Source organism: Kitasatospora sp. NPDC059812 (genome assembly GCF_042732075.1).
Taxonomy (GTDB): Bacteria; Actinomycetota; Actinomycetes; order Streptomycetales; family Streptomycetaceae; genus Kitasatospora.
Genome location: NZ_JBHWIO010000027.1, coordinates 1 through 19914 on the forward strand (window position 1 = coordinate 1; position 19914 = coordinate 19914).

Consider the following 19914-nt stretch of genomic DNA (forward strand, 5'->3'; position numbering starts at 1 on the left):
GGCAGCCGGACAGAACAACCGGAGGACAGCCCAGCAGGGCGTCAGTCAGTGGCAGAGCCACGACCACCAGGGACCCGGTTAGAACTATCAGTGTCGGTGGTGCGTGCAAGGATGCTCGCGCGCACAGGGGCGAGGCGAAGGGGGCCAAGGCATGGAGACCAGCCGGTTCACGGGCGAGGACCCGCACGGGCACCAGCACGCGGTGAAGGTCGTCTCGGGGCGGAACAACACCCGGCGCGTGGTCTGCGAGAGCTGCGGCTACCGCAGGTCGGCGGCGTTCGGCGCGCAGGCGAAGGCCTCCCAGCACCTGTCGCAGACGCACGACGCCGGGTACGTCCGGCAGGAGTTCGCGCCGGGCCCGTGGATCGCCGCGGCCGTCGGGCTGGTCGCCTTCATCGTCTTCCTCTGCGTGTACGGGGGGTAGCGCCACACACGACACCGCCCCGCCCGGCGGGGTGCCGGACGGGGCGGGGCGGTTCGCCGAACGAAGGGGTCAGGCGGCCGGCTTGGCGGCGACGGGCTTCGCCTTGCCGCTGAACAGGCCGAAGAACACGGCGAGGGTCGGCACCAGGTAGAGCAGCCAGACCACGAGCTGCAGCACCGTCGGGTCCGGCTGGAAGTTGAACACGCCCTTGAGCAGGGTGCCGTACCAGCTGTCCTTGGGGATGGTGCTGCTGATGTCGAAGGCCACGCTGTGCAGGCCGGGCAGCCAGCCGGCCTCCTGGAGGTCGTGCACGCCGTAGGCGAGCACGCCGGCCGCGACGACCACCAGCATCGCGCCGGTCCAGGTGAAGAACTTGGCCAGGTTGATCTTCAGCGCGCCGCGGTAGAACAGCCAGCCGAGCACCACCGAGGTGAGCAGGCCGAGCGCGGCGCCGATCAGCGGGTTGTAGCCGTCGTTGGTGGCCTGCACCGCCGACCAGATGAACAGCGCGGTCTCCAGGCCCTCGCGGCCGACCGCCAGGAAGCAGGTGACCACCAGGGCCGTGGTGCCCATGGCGATGGCCGCGTCCAGCTTGCCGTGCAGTTCGGTCTTCAGGTGCCGGGCGGTGCGGCGCATCCAGAACACCATCCAGGTGACCAGCCCGACCGAGATGATCGACAGCGAGCCGCCCAGCGCCTCCTGGGCCTCGAAGGTGAGCTGCGACGAGCCGAACTGCAGCACGGCGCCGAAGACCATGCTGAGCACCACGGCGGAGGCGACGCCGATCCACACCGGCGGCAGCTTGTCCCTGCGGCCGGTCTTGACCAGGTAGGCGATCAGGATGCAGACGACCAGGCTGGCTTCGAGGCCTTCGCGCAGGCCGATCAGGTAGTTGCCGAACACGGCACTCTCCTCGGGGGGTTGAACGGGGCGGGGGATCAGCCGAAGAGCGCTTGGCCCCACCACTCCCCGGGCTTGCGGACGCCCGCCGGGCAGGCGAAGTGGGCGGAGCCGACGTGCTGGATGTACTCGTTGAGCTTGTCGCCGGCCGCGAGCCGCTGCTGGAGCGGCACGAAGGCCTTGCGGGTGTCGCGCTGGTAGGCGAGGAAGAACAGGCCGGCGTCCAGGCGGCCGAGGCCGTCGGTGCCGTCGGTGAAGGAGAAGCCGCGGCGCAGGATCATCAGGCCGTTGTTGGCGTCCGGGTGGGCCAGCGCGACGTGCGAGCCGGCGGGCATCGCCTTGAGGTCCGGCGCGTCGTGCTCCTTGACCTTGCCGTAGGGGGCGCCCTCGCCCTTGGTGCGGCCGAAGGTGTCCTCCTGGTCCTTGAGCGAGGCGCGGTCCCAGGTCTCGATGTGCATCCGGATCCGCCGGGCGACCAGGTAGGAGCCGCCGGTCATCCACTCGGGGCCGTCGCCGGGGGCGGCCCAGACGTGCTCGGCCAGCCCGGCGCCGTCGGTGCCCGCGATGTTGTGGGTGCCGTCCTTGAAGCCGAGCAGGTTGCGCGGGGTCTGGGCGTCCGGGGTGGTGGAGGAGGTCTTGCCGAAGCCGAGCTGGGACCAGCGGATGTTGACGGTGCCCATGCCGATCCGGGCCAGGTTGCGGATCGCGTGCACGGCGACCTGCGGGTCGTCGGCGCAGGCCTGGACGCAGAGATCGCCGCCGCTGCGCAGCGGGTCGAGCTTGTCGCCCTTGAAGTTCGGCAGGTCGATCAGGGCCTCGGGGCGCTTGGCACGGAGGCCGAAGCGGTCGACGCCGTCCTGGTCGAACAGGGTGGGGCCGAAGCCGATGGTGAGGGTGAGCCGGGAGGCGGGCAGGCCGAGGGCCTCGCCGGTGTCGTCCGGCGGAGCCTCGGGCAGGCCGCCGGCGGCGCCGGTGCCGACCTCGCGGCCGCCGGTCATCGCGGCGGCGGCCTTGGTCCACTCCTTGAGCATCTTGACCAGCGACTCGCGGGTCGCCTTCTCGGAGACGTCGAAGGCGGCGAAGTGCAGGCGGTCCTGGACCGGGGTGGCGATGCCGGACTGGTTCTCGCCGTAGAAGGGCACCTCGGCGCCGGTCTGGGCGGCCGGGGCCGGGGCCTGGTCGTCCTGCCGGGTGGCGGCGGCGACCGAGCCGACGGCGGCGGCGCCGAGCGCGACGCCCGCGCCGGCCCAGCCGATCACGGCCCGTCGGCTGACGGCGCCACCGGCGGCAGCGGCGGCAGCGGCCGGGGCGTTTGCGGTGCCCTCGGGGTTCTCGGGGTTCTTGGTGCCCTTGGCGTTCTCGGCGTCCATCGGCGGGCGGATCCTTCTCTGTGCTGACTCACCGATGCCGTGGCGGCCGCTTCGGGCCGCCACGGCGTCGGTGGGGTGGGGACGGTGCTCGGGTGGGACCGCGGTCGTTACTTGACGACCACGGCAGCGGCCAGCTTCGACAGCGGCTCGCCCAGCGAGTTGACCGCGTCGGAGAAGGTCTTGCGCTCGGCCTCGGTGACCTTGTCGTAGGAGGTGAAGGTGCCGTCGGCCTGCTTGTACTTGGCAAGCAGGGCCTGGATCGCGGTGAACTCGGAGTCCAGGGTCTTGGACAGCTCCGGGTCCTTCTCGGCGGCGACCGGCTTCAGCAGCTCGTAGGCCTTCTGCGCGCCCTCGACGTTGGCCTGGAAGTCGGCCAGGTCGGTGTGGCTGTAGCGGTCCTCCTCGCCGGTGATCTTGTTGGTGGCGACCTCGTCCAGCAGCTCCTTGGCGCCGTTGGCCATGCTGGTCGCGGTGATCTCGGCCTCGGGGATCTTCTTCTGCCAGTCCTTGAGGTCGTTGACCAGCTGGTCGGCGAGCTTCTTCTCGTCGTCGCCGATCTTGGCGTCGGCCCAGAGCGACTTCTCCAGCTTGTGCCAGCCGGTCCACTCCTGGCCGGCCTCCAGCTTGTCCTCGCGGGTGTCGGTCTTGGGGTCGACGTCGCCGAAGCTCTCGGCCACCGGCTCGGTGCGCTCCCAGCCGGTGCGCGACGGCGCGTACAGCGACTTGGCCTTCTCCACGTCGCCGGCCTTGATCGCGGCGGCGAAGGCCTCGACGGCCGGGATGGTGGCGTCGGCCTGCTGCTGGGCGTACGTGCGGTACGCGTCGACGGCGGCGGTCAGGCGCGGGTCGGCGGCGGCGGTGCTGGCGCCCTCGCCGGTCACGGTGATCTTCTGGCGGATGCCGTCGCCGACCATGCCGGGCTTGCAGGCGATCTCGTAGGAGCCGGCCTTGATCTCGGCGTTGATGGTGGCCTTGGTGCCGGGGCCGATGTTCTCGCGCTCGGTGATGATCTTGTCGCCGGCGCCGTAGACGTAGACCTCGGTGGTCTTGCCGCCCTTGTTGCTGATGTCCAGGACGACGTGGCCGGCCGGGAAGCTGGTCTTGGAGACCTCGCAGGCGGTGTCGGTCGCGTTGATCTTGACCGCGTCCGCGCCGCCCGCCTTGTCGTCCTTCTTCGCCGCACAGCCCGCCAGGGTGGCGGTCGCCACGGCGAGGGTGAGCAGCGCGGCTGCGGTGGAACGGCGACGGGCGGACATGCGGGCTCCAACGGAAAAAGGGCATGGGTGTGCCAGGGCGGGGCAGGGCTGAGCACCGGTGGGGCGTCGGATCAGCGACAACCCCGCCTTAGCTAAGGCATACCTTACGTAAAAACTTTTTTACGTCTACACCCGCCCCCGTCGGAAGCGGGCCGACCGCCCAGCCCGCCCCGCCCCGACCGGGCCCACCCCGCCCCGGACCCGTCAGCGCCCCGGACCCGTCAGCGCCCCGGCGTACGGCGCGCGGCCGCCCGGGCCGTCCACCGGCCCTCGTGCCGGCTGATCCGGATCGGGTGGCCGAAGGTCACGCTGATCAGCTCGGTGGTCATCACCTCGTCCACCGGCCCGGCCGCCACGCACTCCCCGTCCCGCAGCAGCAGGGCGTGGGTGGTGCTCTCCGGCAGCTCCTCCAGGTGGTGGGTGACCAGCACGCTGGCCAGCTCCGGGTGCTGGTGGCGCAGCAGGTCCAGGCTGTCCAGCAGCAGCTCGCGGGCGGTCAGGTCCAGCCCGGTGGCGGGCTCGTCGAGCAGCAGCAGGCGGGGGCTCGGCATCAGCGCGCGGGCGATCAGGGCCCGGCCGCGCTCGCCCTGGGACAGGGTGGTCCACGCCGACTCGGCGATCGCGCCCATGCCGAGCGTCTCGATCAGCTGCTCGGCCCGCTCCAGCACCTCGGGACCGGGCTTGCGGTGCCACTCCGGCTCGATGGTGTTGGTGTGCCCGGTGAGCACCACCTCGCGCACGCTCAGCGGCGAGCGCAGCGGGTGCCGGGGGTTGACGTGCCCGAGGTGGGCGCGCAGCTCGCGGATGTCCACCCGGCCGAGCCGGCGGCCGAGCACGTCCACCTCGCCCCGGGTGGGGTGGGAGACCGCGCCGAGCAGGGCGAGCAGGGTCGACTTCCCGGCGCCGTTGGGGCCGAGCAGCGCCCAGTGCTCGCCCGGCTCGATGGCGAGGGTGATCCCGCGCAGCAGGTGGCGGCCGTCGCGTACGACGTCCACGTCCTGGGTGCGCAGCAGCGGGCCGTCGAAGGACGGGACGGACGAGCTCATGGGGGCGGACCTCCGAGGTACGGCGCCGGACAGGGTGCGGGCGGGGCGCCGTACCGGACGGGCCGGCGCCGACCGTCTGCGTGCAGAGTACAACCGTCGCCGCGTGCGGAGCCGGGCCGTCCGAGGAGTGGACGCTCCAGAACCCTGTCGCGCAGCGGGAGTTGGGAGGATGATCGGGGGATTCGGAGGGGATGAGGGGAGCGCCGATGCCGACCGACGGGGAAGCGGCCGAGGACCGGGCGGCCGACACGCTGCACGGACTGGTCGAACTGCGGGCCGGGCAGGCACCGCAGGCGGTGGCCGTCCGCTGCGGCGATGCCGAGCTGACGTACGGGGAACTGGACAAGCGGGCCGACGCCCTCGCCCGCCACCTGGCGGCGCGCGGCCTGGCCCCGGGCGGCCGGGCGGCGGTGGCGCTGGGCCGCGGCACGCAGGTGTACGTCGCGCTGCTCGCGGTACTGAAGGCGGGCGCCGCGTACGTGCCGCTGGAGCCGAGCGCGCCGGACGCGCTGCTGCGGCACGTCCTGGCCGACGCCGCCCCGGACCTGGTGGTGACCGAGGAGAGCCACCGGGTGCGGCTCGCCGACGCGGGCCCGGCGCAGATCGTCTGCCTGGACACGGCCGACCTCACCGAAGAGCCGTCCGACCCACCGGGGGCGCCCACCGGCCCGACGGACCTCGCCTGCGTCCTCTACACCTCGGGCTCCACCGGCCTGCCCACCGGGGCCCTGGTCGAGCACCGCAACCTGCTGTCCGCGTACCGGGGTTGGCGCGAGGTGTACGGGCTGTCCCCGGCGGACCGGATCCTGCAGACGTCGAGCCTGGAGTTCGACGTCTTCACCGCCGACTGGGTCCGGGCGCTGGGCTCCGGCGCCACCCTGGTGGTCGCCCCGCGCAACCTCACCCTGGACCGCACCGCCGACCTCGCCGGCCTGCCCGCCCTGGTGGCCGCCGAAGGGATCACCGTCCTGGAGCTGAACGCCCGCCTCGCGCGCCGGCTGGCCGCCCACCTCGCCCGGAGCGACGCGCCACAGGCAGGCGAACCCCTGGCCGGTACGCCGCTGCCCGGCGTGCGGCTGCTCACCGTCGGCGCCGAGAAGTGGTACCTGGACGAGCAGTTGGGCCTCCAACGGCTGCTCGGTGACGGGACCAGAGTGCTCAACGTGTACGGCCTCGCCGAGGCCGGCGTGGACAGCACCTACTTCGACGCGCAGGGCACGGCGGCCACCGAGGACGGCGAGCGGGTCTCCCTGATCGGCCGGCCGTTCCCCGGCACCCGGGTGTACGTGGTCGGCCCGGACGGCACCCCGGTGCCGCCGGGGCAGGCCGGCGAGATCGCGATCGCGGGCGGCGGCCTCGGCCGGGGCTACCTCAACCGGGCCGACGACACCCGCCACCGGTTCGTCCGGGCGGACTTCGACCCCGACGGCCGGGTACTGCTGACCGGGGACATCGGCCGGCTCCGGGACGACGGCGTCCTGGAGTTCCTCGGCCGGGCCGCGCACGTGGTCGGGCCGGTCCCCTTCGCCCGCAAGGCCGCGGTGGTCTCCCGGGTCGCGGCGGCGGCCCGGGCCGAGGGCCGGCTGCGCGCCCACCCGGCGGTCCGGGAGGCGGTCGTGGTGGAGCTGGAGCTGCGGCCGGGCCGGCGCAGCCTGGTCGGGTACGCGGTGACCGCGCCGGACGCGGACGGGGCGGACGGCTGGTCGCTCTCCCAGTACCTGGCGGCCCAACTGCCCGTCGGCGACGCGCCCGAGGCCGTCGTCCCGGTGCCGGAGCTGCCGCGCACCCGGGCCGGAAAGCTGGACCGCGCCGCGCTACCGCTGCCGGCCCCGCCGAAGCACACCGCCGCCGGATCGGCGAAGGCGGGGTCGCGCACAGGCAAGGGCGGCGGCGGCAAGGCCGGGGGCGGGCGCAGCGGCACGTCGGACCTGCCGGGCTGCCTGGTGCTCGGCTGCGTGGTGTTCTTCTCGCTCATGGCCTGGGTCAGCACCAACGTCTTCTTCCCCGGCGCGACGCAGCTCGGGGCGGTGCCCGACGCGTACCACTTCTGGTTCGAGCTGCTCTACCTGTGCGAGAACCTCGCCTTCGGCGCCGGGGTGGCCTTCCTCTTCTTCGGCTTCCCGGCGGTACTGCGGCAGGGGCGGTCGTACAGGCTGTCCCTGCTCACCTACCTCTCGGTGGTGTGGCTGCTGGCCTCCTGGTGGCCACAGGACAACCTGTACCGGCTCACCGACGCCACCGACTGGCCGCGCGAGACGGCGATGGTGTTCACCTTCAACGTGCCACTGATGGCGGCCGCGCTGGTGGTGCTGATCTTCCTGATCCGGCGACCGACCGCCCGGCGGTGACGGCTGCCCAGTCATGACGGCCTGCGCTGACGGCCTGCGCTGACGGCCTGCGCTGATGATCGGTCAGCGCAGCGCCTCGAACATCCCGGCCAGCCCGTGGTGCGCGGCCGCGAGCAGCGCCTGCGCGGCGTCCAGCGCCTCGGCGCTCGGCCCGGCGAGGGCGAGGCCGACGGCGGGCTCCGGGTCGTGGCCCGCCGTCGGGATCAACGGCAGGAGGGTGACGTCGAGCCGGGCGCAGCGCGGCCGCAGCCGGTCGAGGTGGTCGTACAGCGCGCCCGGGGCGAGCCGGGCGCCGAGCGGCATCGCGTCCAGGGTGCGGACGAGGTGGCCCGGGCCCCGCACCTGGTCGAGGCGGGCCCGCAGCATGAAGGCCACGGCCGGGCCGGTGAGCCGCAGGTTGATCTCGGTGGGGGCGAGCCGGCGCTGCCGGTCGGTGACGAAGTCCACGTCGTACCAGCCGCGGTAGCCCTCGGCGGCCAGCCGCTCCCCCACCGCGAGGGCGAACCGGCGGGCCGTCCCGGCGGCGCCCCGGGGCACCGCGTCGGGGCCGACGGTGACGCCCTGGTAGCGGGTGCCGGCGACGTGCATGTCACCGGCGCCCACCGGGTGGACGGCTCCGTCGGGGCCGACCAGCGCGTCGTAGGTGAGGTCGCGCAGCCGGGCGGCCGGGCCCGGGTCGACGTGCTCCTCCAGCAGCAGGCCGCCCTGGGCGGGCAGGAGTTCGGAGCGGACCAGGCGCCGCAGCAGGGGCCGGCCGCCGCCGGCGGCGAAGAGGTCGGCCGGATCCACCACGACGGTGCCGTAGCCGCCGACGCCGTGCGGGCTCTTCAGCACGGTGGTCAGCCCCCGGGCGGCGCGGGCGGTCAGCCGGCGGGCCGCGCGGCCCCGGCCGGCCGGGCGTTCCTGCCGGGGGACGACGATGCCCGGGTGGTCGGGGGCGAGTTCGGCGAACAGGTCGTGGGCCGCCGCCTTGGACTCGTAGCGGTGCACCGCGGCCAGTTCGGGGCCCTCGCCCTGGGCGGCGGTGCGGCCCCAGGCGACCACCGGCCGGCCGAGGGCGGCGATCCGCGCGGCCAGGGCCGGCCGTTCGGCGAGCGCCCGAGCGACCGTCCGCCCGGGCGCGACGCCGCCGTGCACCTCGACCGGGCCCCACTCCAGCTCCCGGGCCAGCCAGTCGGTCCACTCCGGGCCGACCTCGGCGGGCAGTACCAGTAGCGCGGGTTCGGGGCTGTAGCAGGTGGCCAGGCAGGCGTAGTGGTGCGCCTGCCGCAGCCGTCGGGCGCGCTGGGCGGCGTCCATGCCCGGGGCGAAGAACTGCTCGTTGAAGTCCGCGACGTTGCCCACGTGGACCGCCGCCCGCCCGCCGGTCCAGGCCCCCACCCATCCGTCCATGGGGCGAGCCTAGGGCCTCGTCAGGTCATGCGTCATGCGTCGGAACACGATCGGCCATATGCGGCACGGGTGTTGATTTCTGCTCACTTTTGATTTGAACAGGACACAACTTGGCAAAGATATGACCATTCCTCTAGCTCTACCTGACTGATCGCCGTCAATGTCGGTCGCAGCTCTTTTCCCTGCAGCTACCCCGACTGGAGTCAGAGTGAGCCCCACCTCCTCCTCCCGCCGCCCCCTCGCGGCCGGAGCCATCGCGGTCGTCGCCGCCCTCGTCGCCGTCGCCGTCCCCACCGGCACGGCCTCCGCCGCCACCGGCACGAGGGACGCCGCGATATCCCAGGCCCGCGCCAACGTCACCCACAACGCGGGGGTGTTCGGCTTCGGCGCCGGCCAGGACCTCGTCGTCAAGGACGTCGTCCTCGACGCCGACGGCACCCAGCACGTCCGCTTCGACCGCACCTACCAGGGCCTGCCGGTGGTCGGCGGTGACCTGGTCGTCCACCAGGACGCCCGCGGCCGGCTCAAGGACTCCTCCCGCGCGGCCGCCCACGACGCCGCCGTCAGGTCCACCGTCCCGAAGGTGCCCGCGCAGGCCGGCGCCGCCAACGCGCTCGCGGCCGCACCCGGCGTCCAGGACGCCACCAGCACGCCCGAACTGGTCGTCTGGGCCGCCGACGGCACGCCCCGGCTCGCCTGGCGCACCACCGTCGAGGGCACCGGCGAGCACGGCCAGCCGGCCGGCAAGGTGGTCGTCACCGACGCCACCACCGGCGAGCAGATCGAGACCTACGACGCCGAGCACCAGGCCTCCGGCACCGGCCACTCCGAGTACACCGGCGACATCACGATCGACACCACCGCCCAGAGCGGCGGCGGCTACACCCTCAAGGACGCGGTCCGCGGCCACGTCACCAAGGACGCCAACAACGTCGCGGCGAGCGCGCTCAAGGCCGGCTCCGGCACCGCGTTCACCAGCACCACCAACGTCTGGGGCGACGGGAAGAAGTTCTCCACCGACCGCTCCACCGCCGCCGTCGACGCCCACGCCAACACCGCCTGGACGTACGACTACTACAAGAACACCTTCGGCCGGAACGGCATCAAGAACGACGGCAAGGGCGCCACCGTCTTCGTCCACGTCGGCACCAACTGGGACAACGCCCAGTGGTCCGACAGCTGCTTCTGCATGATGACCGGCGACGGCGACGGCACCACCGACCCCGAGCAGGTCGACCTCGACACCATGGGCCACGAGATGACCCACGGCGTCACCAGCGCCACCGCCAACCTGCGCTACAGCGGCGAGTCCGGCGGCCTCAACGAGTCCACCAGCGACATCTTCGGCACCATGGTGGAGTGGTACGCCAACAACAAGGTCGACACCCCCGACTACCTGTTCAGCGACCAGTCCACCCCGCCGTGGCTGCGCCGCTTCGACAAGCCCTCGCTCGACGGCCGGTCGGCGGACTGCTGGAGCAGCTCGGTCGGCAAGCTCGACGTGCACAACTCCTCGGGCGTCGGCAACCACTGGTTCTACCTGGCCAGCGAGGGCAGCGGCAGCAAGACCATCAACGGCTACACCTACAACAGCCCCACCTGCAACAACTCCACGATGGCCGGCATCGGCAACCAGAAGATCGCCAAGATCTGGTACCGCGCGCTGACCGTCTACATGACCTCCACCACCACCTACAAGGGTGCCCGCACCGCCTCCCTGAGCGCGGCCAAGGACCTGTACGGCCTCAACAGCACCGAGTACAAGGCCGTCGCGGCGGCCTGGAGCGGCGTCAACGTCAACTGACGTACCGTCCCCGGGCGGTGGAGGTCAGGCCGTCAGACGGTCAGGCGGTCAGGCGGAGAACCCCACGTGGACGTGGTCGTGGTGGGTGTCGTCGGTGAAGAACTGGTTGCCCACGCCCGGGATCGCCACCGGACCGCCCACGTTGTACGAGCCGGCGGCGGCCGCGTCCCGCATGAAGGACTCGATCAGCTGCCCGGGCGTCGACGGGTCCACCACCGCCTGACCGTCGATCCGCCAGACGTCGAAGGCCCGGCCCAGCGGATGGTCGCTGGGCCGGGTCGTACCGAAGACGTCCAACGGGTGGCCGGTCCGCACCACGCTCACCGACAGCGTGTACGGGCCGGCCAGCCGGAGCATCGCCGCCAGCACGCTGTCGTGCACGGTGCCGCTGCGCAGGTCGGCGGCCGCCTCGGGCGGCAGCTCGATCCTCGGCTGGGCCAGCACCTGCGCCACCGCCGGGGCGGGTGAGGCGGCGGCCGGGCCCGGCTCCCCCGGGTTCAGGGCGGTGACGGTCCAGCGCGGCGCGGCCCGGCTCAGCCGGACATCCACCGTGGTGCCGCCCTCGGCGACCGAGCCATCGGCCCGGCGGGTCCACTGCCGGCAGACCACCAGCACGCTCGCCGAGTCCGCGAGGATCCCGCCGTACTGGGCGTCGACCACCTCCAGGCTCGCCTCGGCGGCCGCCGGGGCCAGCGGCCCGGCCCGGTCCGCCAGTTCGGGCGGCAGGCCGAGCGCCGCCACCCGGGCCCGGGCCGCCTCCACGCCCTGCCCGCCCGGCGGCCAGGCGCCGAGCGCGGCGACCAGCTCGACGGCGCGGCGCTTGACGTCGGGCTGCACCTCGGACGGGCCGGGCTGCCAGAGCGCGGGGTTCGGCAGGGCGGAGACCGTCGGTGTCCCCGTCGGCGTCGGGGCCACCGTCCACGTCGACGTCTCCGTCGGTGTGCCGGCCGGACCCGTCGTCACCGCGGGCCGCCCGGCCCCGCTCCCGCACCCCGCCGCGCCCAGCAGCAGCGCGGCCGCACCCGCCCTCAGCACACCGCGCCGGCCCGCACCCCGGGCACCGTCTCCGCTCGTCACGCGGCCAGTATGCGGCCGGGCGGCGCCCGGCGGGCGGACGCCGCCACGAGGGCCGGCCCGGGCCCGGCCCGTGGGTCAGCCCGGCCCGTGGGTCAGCCCAGGCCATGGGTCAGCCCAGGCGGCGGATCGGCTCGCCGGCCAGGTAGGCCGCGATGTCCTCGACCGCCTCGCCGTAGTAGCGGCGGTAGTTGTCGCGCGACACGTACCCCAGGTGCGGGGTGGCCAGCAGCCGGGGCGCGGTGCGCAGCGGGTGGTCGGCGGGCAGCGGCTCGACGTCGAAAACGTCCACGGCGGCGCCCGCGATCCGGCCCCCGGTGAGCGCGGCCAGCAGCGCGTCCTGGTCGACGATCGCCGCCCGGGAGGTGTTCACCAGGTACGCCTCGGGCTTCATCAGGGCGAGTTCGGCCTCGCCGAGCAGTCCCCGGGTGCGCTCGCCCAGGGCGAGGTGGATAGAGACGAAGTCGGCGCCGCTCAACAGCTCCTCCTTGCCGGCGGCCCGGCGCACGCCGACCTCGGCGGCACGCTCGTCCGTGAGGTTCTGGCTCCAGGCCAGCACGTCCATGCCGAAGGCCAGTCCGACCCGGGCGACCAGGCCGCCGATCTTCCCCAAGCCCAGCAGCCCGAGCACCCGCCCGTGCAGGTCGGCGCCGACGGTGCTCTGCCAGGGACCACCCTCGCGCAGCGCCGTACTCTCCGGCACGATGCCGCGGGCCAGGCCGAGCAGCAGCGCCCAGGTCAGCTCGACCGGCGGGGTGGAGGAGCTGGCCGTCCCGCAGACCGTCACGCCGTGCGCCTCGGCGGCCGCGTAGTCGATCACCGAGTTCCGCATGCCCGAGGCGACCAGCAGCCTGAGCCTCGGCAGCCGGGCGAACAGCGAGGCCGGGAACGGCACCCGCTCGCGCAGGGTCACGACGAAGTCGAAGTCGGCCAGGGCGGCGGCGAGTTCGTCCTCCGACCCGAAGTGCTCGGAGAAGGCGGTCACCGCCACCCGGTCGGAGACCGGGGACCAGTCGACGATGCTGGTGGCGACGCCCTGGAAGTCGTCGAGGACGGCGCACCGAAGGGTCCGAAGTGTCATGCCCGCACTCTCCCAGACGCCGGTCGGCGCCCGGCGTGCCAGGCCCCGGTCCGAGCTGCGGGTCTGCGGGTCTGCGGGATCGGCCCCCGGAGGTGGACCGGCCCCCCGTCACGCCGCGGCGGGCTGCCCGGTCGGCCTGGTCCTCGTCCCGGCGGCGAGCACCAGACCGAGCAGGCAGCCCGCCACCAGGCCGACGCCGTGGTTGTTCCGGAGCGCGCACAGGAACAGACCGGCCGCGGGGATGAGCAGCAGGTACCAGGTGCGCTTGAACGTGAGGCCCAGGGCGCTCCCGCGCAGCAGGCAGATGACGGCCAGGGCGCCGAGCAGGCCGCAGACGGCCACGGAGTCGCCGCCGCCGCGCGGTGACCAGCCGGCCAGGCTCACCACGTGGGCGAGGACGCCGCTGGCGAGGAAGACGGCCAGGGTCCGCCACCATCCGAGGACCGACTCGGCGACGGCGCCGACCACGAGCAGGGCCGGCAGGTTCATCGCGATCTGCGCGATCCCGGAGGACTGCACCAGCAGGGCCGTCCCGGCCCGCCACCACTGCCCGTCGGACAGCGCACCCGGCTGCCGCATCAGATCGTCGACCAGGGTGGGCACGGCGTACTGGAGCACGGCCATCACCGCCATCAGCGCGAACAGTGCGAGGGTGACCCGGGGCCGCCGTGCCAGGGCGGCCCGGACCACGGCGAGCACCTCGCCCGGTCCGGCGCCCGCCGGAGCGCCGGCTCCCGGGCCGGCGGCGGAGCCGGCCAGCGCCAGCGCCTGAAGTCCCACGCTGACCACCACGGCAGCGCTCGCGTACAACCCGATCTCGTGCGGCGACATCGCCGACCCCCCGTTCACCCGACCCCGGGCGCTCCCGCCCGTCGACGAGCCCCATCATCCCGGCCGGGCGGGGCCCCGGACCAGGGCGGGTGATCATGGAAACGGCATGACGGTTGTCACAGTCCCGACAGGTCCGCCGTCACGGCGCCCTCCCCCGTGGACAGCAGCCCGCCGTCACCTCCGCCCCCGTGGATTCCGCGGGGATTCCGCGGGGATTCGTACATTCCCGAATCGCTGGCGGTCAGGGCAGGGCAGTGGCGATCATGACGGCATGACTTCTGGCACCACCCCCGCCCCCGCCGGCGCCCCAGCCGCCGTCACCGCCGCCGCCTCCGGCAGTTGGACGCTCGGCGACCGCACCGTCCACCGGATCGGCTTCGGCACCATGCGCCTGCCGCAGACCGGCCGGGCGCTCGTCCCCGACGCCGTACCGCGCGACCGCGAGCAGGCCGTCCGGGTGCTGCGGCGCGCCGTCGAACTGGGCGTCAACCACCTCGACACCGCCGCCTTCTACTTCTCCCCGCTGCGCTCCGCCAACGAGCTGATCAACCGGGCGCTCGCGCCGTACGCCGACGACCTGGTGATCGCCACCAAGGTCGGCCCGGGCCGCGGACTCGACGGCGAGTGGGTGGAACACGCCCGCACCCCGGAGCGGCTGCGCGGCCAGGTCGAGCAGAACCTGCGCCAACTCGGCCGCGACCACCTCGACCTGGTGAACCTGCGGATCGTCGGCACCGACTCGATCGCCGAACGCTTCGGCGCCCTCGCCGAGTTGCGCCAGGCCGGGCTGATCCGCCACCTCGGCCTCTCCAACATCCACCCGCACCAGCTCGCCGAGGCGCAGGCCGTCGCGCCCGTCGTGTGCGTGCAGAACCCGTATGGCATCGGCGCCTCGCCCGAACAGGACGCCGTGCTGCGGCTCTGCGGCGAGCAGGGCATCGCCTTCGTCCCGTTCTACGCGATCGCCGGAGCCGGGCGGGAGTCCGGCACGGGCGGCGCCGAACCGGCCCAGGTCCGGGCGGTGGCGCAGGCGCGCGGGGTCGGCCCGGCCCAGGTCCGCCTCGCCTGGACGCTCCACCAGGGCCCGCACGTCCTGGCCATCCCCGGCACCGGCGACCTGGCGCACCTGGAGGACAACATCGCCGCCGGGGCCCTGCGCCTCTCCCCGGAGGAGTTGGCGCTGCTTCAGGGGGCGCACACGGGCTGACCCGGAACCGGGCAGGGCCGCGGCGGCACCGCTCCGGGACGAGCTCAGGATCACCGGCGAGCACGAGAGCACGCACGCCGACACGAACGAGGGAGTCCCGGAGCATGGCCGAGTCCGCCACCCGCTACCGCTACCTGACCCGCCACGGCGAGGCCGCGCCGGATGGCAGCGGGCTGACGGGCGACGGACGCCGACAGGCCGTCCCGCCCGACGCGGAGGCCCGGTACTGAGGCCCAGCGCTGAGGCCCGTCGACAGGAATATGCAGACCGGTCTATTGTTTTCCGCATGGGAGTCAAAGGTGAGGAGACCCGGGCCCGGCTGATCGCCGGTACCCGGACGCTGATCGAGGCACAGGGCTACTTCGGGACCGGCCTCAACCAGATCGTGGCCGCGACGGGCGCACCGCGCGGCTCGCTCTACTTCCACTTCCCCGAGGGCAAGGACCAACTGGTCGCCGCCTCCCTCGCCCAGGCCGGGCAGGAGGTCGAGGACCTGCTCGCCGCGCTGGCCGCCGAGGGCGCCGACAGCGGAGCGCTCACCGAGCGGCTCACCGAGGTCTTCGCCGAGCGACTGGCGCGCTCCGACTACACCAAGGGCTGCCCGATCGCGATCGTCGCCCTGGAGGTCGCCGGCACCAACGAGCCGCTGCGCGCCGTCTGCGCGGAGGTGTACGAGAGCTGGCAGCGCGTGCTGGCCGGCCGACTGGAGGCCGAGGGCTTCCAGCCGGCCGAGGCCGCGACGGCGGCCGGGCAGGCACTGGCGCTGATGGAAGGCGCGGTCCTGCTGGCGTCGGTCCGGCGCAGCCGCGAGCCGCTGGACCACGCGCTGCACGCCGTCCGCCACCTGCTCGGCGCCAAGCCGGCCGCTCGCACCCCGTAGGGCTTCGCGGAAGCGGAGCCGCCGCCGACCGGTGCGCGGCTCCGCCCCTCCTTCCGATTCCTTGTGCCCGAATTCTCCTGTGCCCGAGGTTTTCTCGTGTCCGAAAAATATGCAGACCGGTCTACAGATTCCAACTCCAGGAGTTGCCACATGCCGCCCCTCCCGCCACCGCCCCGCACCCTCGTCCTCGGCGCCACCGGCTTCCTCGGCCGCTGGCTCGTCCTCGAACTCCTCACCCACGGCGAGCCCGTGGCCGCCGCCGTGCGCGGCGCCGGCCGTGACACCGAGCTGCGCCACTGGCTGCGCGCCCACGGCGCCGACGACACCGCGCTGACCACCGTCGCCGCCGACCTCACCCGCCCCGGCCTCGGCCTCTCCCCCGAGGACGACGCCCGGCTCACCGAGGTCCGCGACGTCCACAACCTCGCCGCCCGCTACCAGTTCGGCCTCACCCGCGCCCAGGCCGAACCCGCCAACGTCCACGGCGCCCTGCACGCCCTCCATTGGTCCGCCACCCGGCCCCGGCTGCGCCGCCTGGTCCACCTCTCCGGCTACCGCGTCGGCCGCGACCCGCAGCCGCAGTACCCGCCCAGCCCCCGCGCGACCACCGCCGCCTACGCACGCCTCGGCGCGTACGAGGCCTCCAAGCTGCTCGGCGACGCCGCCGTCCGGGTCACCGCGCCCCGACTCGGCGTCCCGCTCACCACCGTCAACCCCAGCAGCGTCATCGGCCACTCGCGGACCGGCGAGGCCGGCCAGTACCTGGGCCTGGCCCAGTTCGTCCGCCAGCTCCACCGCGGCCGCCTGCCGCTGCTGCCCGGCACCCGCCGCACCTTCCTGCCCGTGGTCACCGTCGACCACCTGGCCCGCTTCCTCGCCGCCGTCCCCGCCCACGACAGCGCCGCCACTCCCACACCTGACCGCTCCGCCACCCCCGACGCCACTCCCACGCCCGACGGCTCCGCCGTGGTGGCCCACACCGTCCTCGACCCCGCCACCCCCGTCCTCCCGGACCTGATCGCCCTGCTCGCCGCCCACCTCGGCGTCCGCCCGCCCCGCGGCCTGGCGCCCGTCGCCATCGTCCGCCGCCTCCCCCGCGCCCTCACCGGCGCCGACCCGGAGACCCTCGGCTTCCTCTCCGAGGACCGCTACGACACCACCTCCGCCGACCACCTCGCCACCGCCGCCGGCCTGGTCCACCCGCCCCTCGCCCCGGCCCTCCGGCACTGGGCCGACCGGCTGGTCGCCGAGGACTTCGGCGCCCCGCCCCGGTGAACCCCCGGTGAGCCCGGCACAGGACGCCGGGGCGGTTCAGCCGGCGGCGGCGAACGGTTCCCTCCACGCGGTTCCTCCACGGCAGGGATTGGCAACCCGGGTGTCATGATGGCGGGGTGACCGATACCGATGCCCCGCTCCCGCCCGACGTCCTCGCCCACCGGCTCATGGACGTGTTCGACCTGGTCGGCCCGCTGTACCGACGGGTGCTCCGCACGGTGGAACTCGCGGCTCCCATCGAGGGGCTGTCCGTCGGCGTGCGCGCCGTGCTGCTCCTGCTCGCGGAGCACGGGCCCATGACCGTCCCTCAGATGGGCCGCGCACAGGCGCTGAGCAGGCAGTTCGTGCAACGCATGGTCAACGACGCGGCAGCCCTGGACCTGGTCGAGATCACCCCGAACCCCGCCCACCAGCGGTCCTCGCTGATCCGGCTGACCGGCCACGGCAGGGCCGCCGTCTCCGCGGCGAGCGCCCGCGAGCACGCCCTGCTCCGCCAGGTCGGCGGCAAGCTGACCGACGCCGACCTGACCGCCTGCGTGCACGTCCTCACGCAGATGCTCGAACTCTTCGACAATGTCGACGTGAACTGACCCCCGCACCGCGCGAGCGCGGCCCGGACGCCAGGAGGGCGACCTACCCGAAGACCAGGCTCGTCCAGCGGACGCCGGACCGGCCGTGCAGGTCGCCGCGCTCGGCGCGATGGAGCAGCCGCAGGCCCCGGGCGGCGGCGAGCGCGACGGTCTCCTCGGGCGGAACGTCGAACATCCGGCGGCCCGGCGGGACGGGGCCGTGGCGCAGGGTCAGGGCGAGGCGCCCGCCCGGGGCGAGCAGTCGGCCGAGGGCGGCCATCGCCAACGCCCGCTCGGCAGGGGCGAGATGCATCCACACGGCGGTCAGCAGGACGAGGTCGAAGCGTTCGGTGCCTGCGCTCAGCTGCGGCAGCTCGGGCAGCTCGTCGGCGACCCAGCGCACGCCGGAGCCCGCGTGCAACCGCTCGGCGACGGAACGGAGTTCGGCGGTCGGCTCGACGGCCACCACCGGATGGCCGAGGGCGGCGAGGGCGGCCGCGTCCCGCCCGGTGCCGGCGCCCACGTCGAGGACGGCGGCGGGCGGGGGCGGGTAGCTGTGCAGCAGGTCCGCGTGGACCTCGGCGAAGGTCACGCTCTCGTACTGGACGGCGAGCTCCTCCGCCGCCTCGGCGTAACCGGCAGTGCTCGAAAGCCCGTTCAGGCCTTCCGCCTCGTCCAACTCGTCCAACTCGTCCACCCCGTTCACGTCCTCCACCCCGTCCAACTCGTCCAACTCGTCCACCCCGTTCGTGTCCGCCGCCCCGGTCACCCCGATCATGCCTTCCGGTCCCGGACGACCACCGCGTCACCGGCCGCCGCCGCGTCGGCGAAGAAGTCCCGCAGCTCCCGCAGGTCGGCGACCACCCGGGTCGCCCACGTCTCGGACCACGGCGTCGGGTACCCGAGGCGCGCGACCGTCCGGGCCAGCACGGTGTCCTGCTGGCGCACGAGTTCGCCGAGCGCCGAGTCGCGCAGGAAGGTGAAGGCGGCCGCGACCTGCGCGGGGCTCAGCACCAGCGGATCGGTCTGCGCGGCGTCGGGTTCGCGGCGCTCGCCGCCGTACACGGGCAGGCGGGCGGCCGGGTCGGGGTGCAGGCCGTTCTCGGTGAGGGCCAGTTCCATCAGCCGGGCGGTGCTCCGCACGCCGAGGAGGAGTCCGGCGGAGGCCAGCTGGCCGTAGCGGACGTCCTGCCGGTCGGGGACGAGCTCGCCGAGTTCCGTCGGCGAGCAGGTGTCGACCTCCTGGCCGGGCAGGCGGCGCCAGAAATGATCCACGCTCACCCGGACAGCGTAACGAAAGCGCGGCTCACGCCTCGCCGGGGTGCCAGAGGGGCCACTCCCAGGGGCGATCCGCCCAGTGGACGCGGACCGGATCTCGCGGGTCGAGGTCCGGAAAGAGCTGGTGGATCCGGGGTTCGAACTCCTCGGGGGCGAGCGGCTCCCAGCCGTGGCCCTCGAAGTGGACCAGGCGGTAGCGGCTGTCGGTCCGGAAGTCGGCCACCTCGACCAGGTGCTTGGACGTGCTGTTGGTCTCCATGCCCCCCAGCATGTGGCGCGGCGGCAATCGGCGCCCCTCCAGACCCCTCTTCCGGGTCATGTCCCGGCGTCGGCGCGCTCGTTGAGCACGGGGAAGGCATGGCGGGGGATTCGACGGGGGGTTCGGCGCTGGAAGGACGACAACATGACTGGGCAGTCCACCGGAGGACAGTGGCAGTGGCCGCAGGACGCTTGGCAGCCACCCCCGGTACCCACCGCGTTCGCGCCGGCCCCCGTTCGGCCGCCCGCACCGGCGTCGCGGCGGTCGCGGAAGGTGTGGGCCGCCGCGACCATCGGGACAGTCTCCGTCCTCGCCGCCGTCCTGGCGATGTGCGGGCCGGGGACGGGAGACGAACTGGACGTGGTGGCCCTGCCACACACCTCCCCCTCCGCGTCCGACCCGACGGCGCCGGACCCGCCCGCGTTCTCGCCGCTCCCCACCACACCCGCGCCGTCCCCGCTCCCGCCGCCCACGCCGGAGCGCGCCCGACCGGCCCCGGCCCTGGCCACGGCCACGGCGGCGGCCGCGCCGAACGAGGACGAGCCGGCCGACGCCCAGCACGCGGCGACCGCGCACCCGAAGCCCGGCCGCACCGCGCGCCCCTCGCCGTCGACCCACGGCGCCCCCGCCCCGGCCGGCGCCACCCCGGCGGCTCCGGCTACCGGCGCGGCGCTACCCACCCTCGGCCCGGGCGGCATCTGCGACCAGGCCGAACGCGTCGGCCGCTGGCCCGCGGGCTCGGAGCAGGCCCGCCTCTGCCACAGCATCTACGGCTGAGAAAACGCCTGCGCGGCCACACCCGCACCCGCACGACGAGGGCGCCCCCCCCGCGGGGTACCGCGGGGGGGGCCCCCCGGGGGGGGGGCGGGCCGCGGCCCCCCCCGCCGATTGCCCTTGGGCGGGGGCGCGCCGCGAGCGGG

At 74.2% G+C, this 19914-nt stretch carries 20 protein-coding genes; 9 read left to right on the forward strand and 11 right to left on the reverse strand.

Going from position 1 to position 19914, the window contains the following annotated elements:
- Nucleotides 1-151: 151 nt before the first annotated feature.
- Entirely contained in the window at nucleotides 152-424 is a 273-nt protein-coding gene (locus tag ACFV6D_RS16000) for a hypothetical protein (protein WP_380560178.1), read from the forward strand.
- Between the two features lie 69 nt (nucleotides 425-493).
- On the opposite strand, the gene efeU is transcribed toward ACFV6D_RS16000, so the two are convergent.
- The 4 genes from efeU to ACFV6D_RS16020 form a co-directional block, all read right to left on the reverse strand.
- Complete coding sequence (gene efeU, locus ACFV6D_RS16005; RefSeq protein WP_063346113.1) at nucleotides 494-1327, reverse strand: iron uptake transporter permease EfeU; 834 nt, start codon at nucleotides 1325-1327, stop codon at nucleotides 494-496.
- A 35-nt stretch (nucleotides 1328-1362) separates the two neighbouring features.
- On the reverse strand, nucleotides 1363-2694 hold the full coding sequence (efeB, locus tag ACFV6D_RS16010; RefSeq protein WP_380560180.1) for an iron uptake transporter deferrochelatase/peroxidase subunit: 1332 nt from the start codon (nucleotides 2692-2694) through the stop codon (nucleotides 1363-1365).
- 107 nt (nucleotides 2695-2801) lie between these two features.
- Nucleotides 2802-3950, reverse strand: coding sequence for an iron uptake system protein EfeO (gene efeO / locus ACFV6D_RS16015; protein WP_380430422.1), 1149 nt, complete (start codon nucleotides 3948-3950; stop codon nucleotides 2802-2804).
- A 221-nt stretch (nucleotides 3951-4171) separates the two neighbouring features.
- Nucleotides 4172-4996, reverse strand: a complete 825-nt coding sequence (locus ACFV6D_RS16020) for an ABC transporter ATP-binding protein (RefSeq protein WP_063346115.1) — start codon at nucleotides 4994-4996, stop codon at nucleotides 4172-4174.
- A 206-nt stretch (nucleotides 4997-5202) separates the two neighbouring features.
- Here ACFV6D_RS16020 and ACFV6D_RS16025 point away from each other — a divergent pair, with 206 nt between their 5' ends.
- A complete protein-coding gene (locus ACFV6D_RS16025; RefSeq protein ID WP_380560181.1) occupies nucleotides 5203-7344 on the forward strand; it encodes an amino acid adenylation domain-containing protein in 2142 nt (713 codons plus the stop codon).
- Nucleotides 7345-7407: 63 nt separating this feature from the next.
- Here the strand turns inward: ACFV6D_RS16025 and ACFV6D_RS16030 are convergent, their stop codons facing one another.
- Nucleotides 7408-8736, reverse strand: a complete 1329-nt coding sequence (locus ACFV6D_RS16030; protein ID WP_380560183.1) for a hypothetical protein — start codon at nucleotides 8734-8736, stop codon at nucleotides 7408-7410.
- Nucleotides 8737-8944: 208 nt separating this feature from the next.
- Here ACFV6D_RS16030 and ACFV6D_RS16035 point away from each other — a divergent pair, with 208 nt between their 5' ends.
- Complete coding sequence (locus ACFV6D_RS16035) at nucleotides 8945-10540, forward strand: M4 family metallopeptidase (protein WP_380560185.1); 1596 nt, start codon at nucleotides 8945-8947, stop codon at nucleotides 10538-10540.
- A 48-nt stretch (nucleotides 10541-10588) separates the two neighbouring features.
- On the opposite strand, the gene ACFV6D_RS16040 is transcribed toward ACFV6D_RS16035, so the two are convergent.
- The 3 genes from ACFV6D_RS16040 to ACFV6D_RS16050 form a co-directional block, all read right to left on the reverse strand.
- Nucleotides 10589-11617, reverse strand: coding sequence for a hypothetical protein (locus tag ACFV6D_RS16040; RefSeq protein WP_380560187.1), 1029 nt, complete (start codon nucleotides 11615-11617; stop codon nucleotides 10589-10591).
- Nucleotides 11618-11726: 109 nt separating this feature from the next.
- A complete protein-coding gene (locus tag ACFV6D_RS16045; protein WP_363373224.1) occupies nucleotides 11727-12695 on the reverse strand; it encodes a D-2-hydroxyacid dehydrogenase family protein in 969 nt (322 codons plus the stop codon).
- Between the two features lie 108 nt (nucleotides 12696-12803).
- Complete coding sequence (locus tag ACFV6D_RS16050; protein WP_380560189.1) at nucleotides 12804-13526, reverse strand: rhomboid family intramembrane serine protease; 723 nt, start codon at nucleotides 13524-13526, stop codon at nucleotides 12804-12806.
- A 271-nt stretch (nucleotides 13527-13797) separates the two neighbouring features.
- On the opposite strand from ACFV6D_RS16050, the gene ACFV6D_RS16055 reads away from it, so the two are divergent.
- From ACFV6D_RS16055 to ACFV6D_RS16075, 5 genes are all read left to right on the forward strand, one after another.
- Nucleotides 13798-14733, forward strand: a complete 936-nt coding sequence (locus ACFV6D_RS16055; protein WP_380560191.1) for an aldo/keto reductase — start codon at nucleotides 13798-13800, stop codon at nucleotides 14731-14733.
- Between the two features lie 104 nt (nucleotides 14734-14837).
- On the forward strand, nucleotides 14838-14963 hold the full coding sequence (locus tag ACFV6D_RS16060) for a hypothetical protein (RefSeq protein ID WP_380560193.1): 126 nt from the start codon (nucleotides 14838-14840) through the stop codon (nucleotides 14961-14963).
- Between the two features lie 56 nt (nucleotides 14964-15019).
- Nucleotides 15020-15613, forward strand: a complete 594-nt coding sequence (locus ACFV6D_RS16065; protein ID WP_380371452.1) for a TetR/AcrR family transcriptional regulator — start codon at nucleotides 15020-15022, stop codon at nucleotides 15611-15613.
- 150 nt (nucleotides 15614-15763) lie between these two features.
- On the forward strand, nucleotides 15764-16888 hold the full coding sequence (locus ACFV6D_RS16070; RefSeq protein WP_380560195.1) for an SDR family oxidoreductase: 1125 nt from the start codon (nucleotides 15764-15766) through the stop codon (nucleotides 16886-16888).
- Nucleotides 16889-17004: 116 nt separating this feature from the next.
- Entirely contained in the window at nucleotides 17005-17478 is a 474-nt protein-coding gene (locus ACFV6D_RS16075) for a MarR family winged helix-turn-helix transcriptional regulator (protein ID WP_380560197.1), read from the forward strand.
- A 43-nt stretch (nucleotides 17479-17521) separates the two neighbouring features.
- Here the strand turns inward: ACFV6D_RS16075 and ACFV6D_RS16080 are convergent, their stop codons facing one another.
- From ACFV6D_RS16080 to ACFV6D_RS16090, 3 genes are read right to left on the reverse strand one after another with little or no spacing between them, the layout of a single operon-like run.
- The gene (locus ACFV6D_RS16080) at nucleotides 17522-18235 is read right to left on the reverse strand and encodes a class I SAM-dependent methyltransferase (protein WP_380560199.1); all 714 of its coding nucleotides are present in this window, start codon (nucleotides 18233-18235) and stop codon (nucleotides 17522-17524) included.
- Nucleotides 18232-18738 carry a hypothetical protein gene (locus ACFV6D_RS16085; RefSeq protein WP_159398314.1) on the reverse strand — a complete coding sequence of 169 codons (507 nt, stop codon included), beginning with the start codon at nucleotides 18736-18738 and terminating at the stop codon, nucleotides 18232-18234. The genes ACFV6D_RS16080 and ACFV6D_RS16085 overlap by 4 nt, the downstream gene beginning before the upstream one ends.
- A 25-nt stretch (nucleotides 18739-18763) precedes the next feature.
- Nucleotides 18764-18994: a hypothetical protein gene (locus ACFV6D_RS16090; protein WP_063350865.1), complete on the reverse strand. Its 231-nt coding sequence runs from the start codon at nucleotides 18992-18994 to the stop codon at nucleotides 18764-18766.
- Nucleotides 18995-19267: 273 nt separating this feature from the next.
- Between ACFV6D_RS16090 and ACFV6D_RS16095 the strand changes: the two genes are divergently transcribed.
- A complete protein-coding gene (locus ACFV6D_RS16095) occupies nucleotides 19268-19771 on the forward strand; it encodes a hypothetical protein (RefSeq protein WP_380425797.1) in 504 nt (167 codons plus the stop codon).
- The last annotated feature ends 143 nt before the right edge of the window (nucleotides 19772-19914 follow it).

Bases quoted from the DNA above. Each gene is read 5' to 3' on its own strand.
- ACFV6D_RS16045 (WP_363373224.1), bottom strand. From the start codon at position 12,695: ATGACACTTCGGACCCTTCGGTGCGCCGTCCTCGACGACTTCCAGGGC.
- ACFV6D_RS16070 (WP_380560195.1), top strand. From the start codon at position 15,764: ATGCCGCCCCTCCCGCCACCGCCCCGCACCCTCGTCCTCGGCGCCACC.
- ACFV6D_RS16050 (WP_380560189.1), bottom strand. From the start codon at position 13,526: ATGTCGCCGCACGAGATCGGGTTGTACGCGAGCGCTGCCGTGGTGGTC.
- ACFV6D_RS16055 (WP_380560191.1), top strand. From the start codon at position 13,798: ATGACTTCTGGCACCACCCCCGCCCCCGCCGGCGCCCCAGCCGCCGTC.
- ACFV6D_RS16060 (WP_380560193.1), top strand. From the start codon at position 14,838: ATGGCCGAGTCCGCCACCCGCTACCGCTACCTGACCCGCCACGGCGAG.
- ACFV6D_RS16025 (WP_380560181.1), top strand. From the start codon at position 5,203: ATGCCGACCGACGGGGAAGCGGCCGAGGACCGGGCGGCCGACACGCTG.
- ACFV6D_RS16020 (WP_063346115.1), bottom strand. From the start codon at position 4,996: ATGAGCTCGTCCGTCCCGTCCTTCGACGGCCCGCTGCTGCGCACCCAG.
- ACFV6D_RS16030 (WP_380560183.1), bottom strand. From the start codon at position 8,736: ATGGACGGATGGGTGGGGGCCTGGACCGGCGGGCGGGCGGCGGTCCAC.
- efeO (WP_380430422.1), bottom strand. From the start codon at position 3,950: ATGTCCGCCCGTCGCCGTTCCACCGCAGCCGCGCTGCTCACCCTCGCC.
- ACFV6D_RS16080 (WP_380560199.1), bottom strand. From the start codon at position 18,235: ATGATCGGGGTGACCGGGGCGGCGGACACGAACGGGGTGGACGAGTTG.
- ACFV6D_RS16000 (WP_380560178.1), top strand. From the start codon at position 152: ATGGAGACCAGCCGGTTCACGGGCGAGGACCCGCACGGGCACCAGCAC.
- efeB (WP_380560180.1), bottom strand. From the start codon at position 2,694: ATGGACGCCGAGAACGCCAAGGGCACCAAGAACCCCGAGAACCCCGAG.
- ACFV6D_RS16090 (WP_063350865.1), bottom strand. From the start codon at position 18,994: ATGGAGACCAACAGCACGTCCAAGCACCTGGTCGAGGTGGCCGACTTC.
- ACFV6D_RS16065 (WP_380371452.1), top strand. From the start codon at position 15,020: ATGGGAGTCAAAGGTGAGGAGACCCGGGCCCGGCTGATCGCCGGTACC.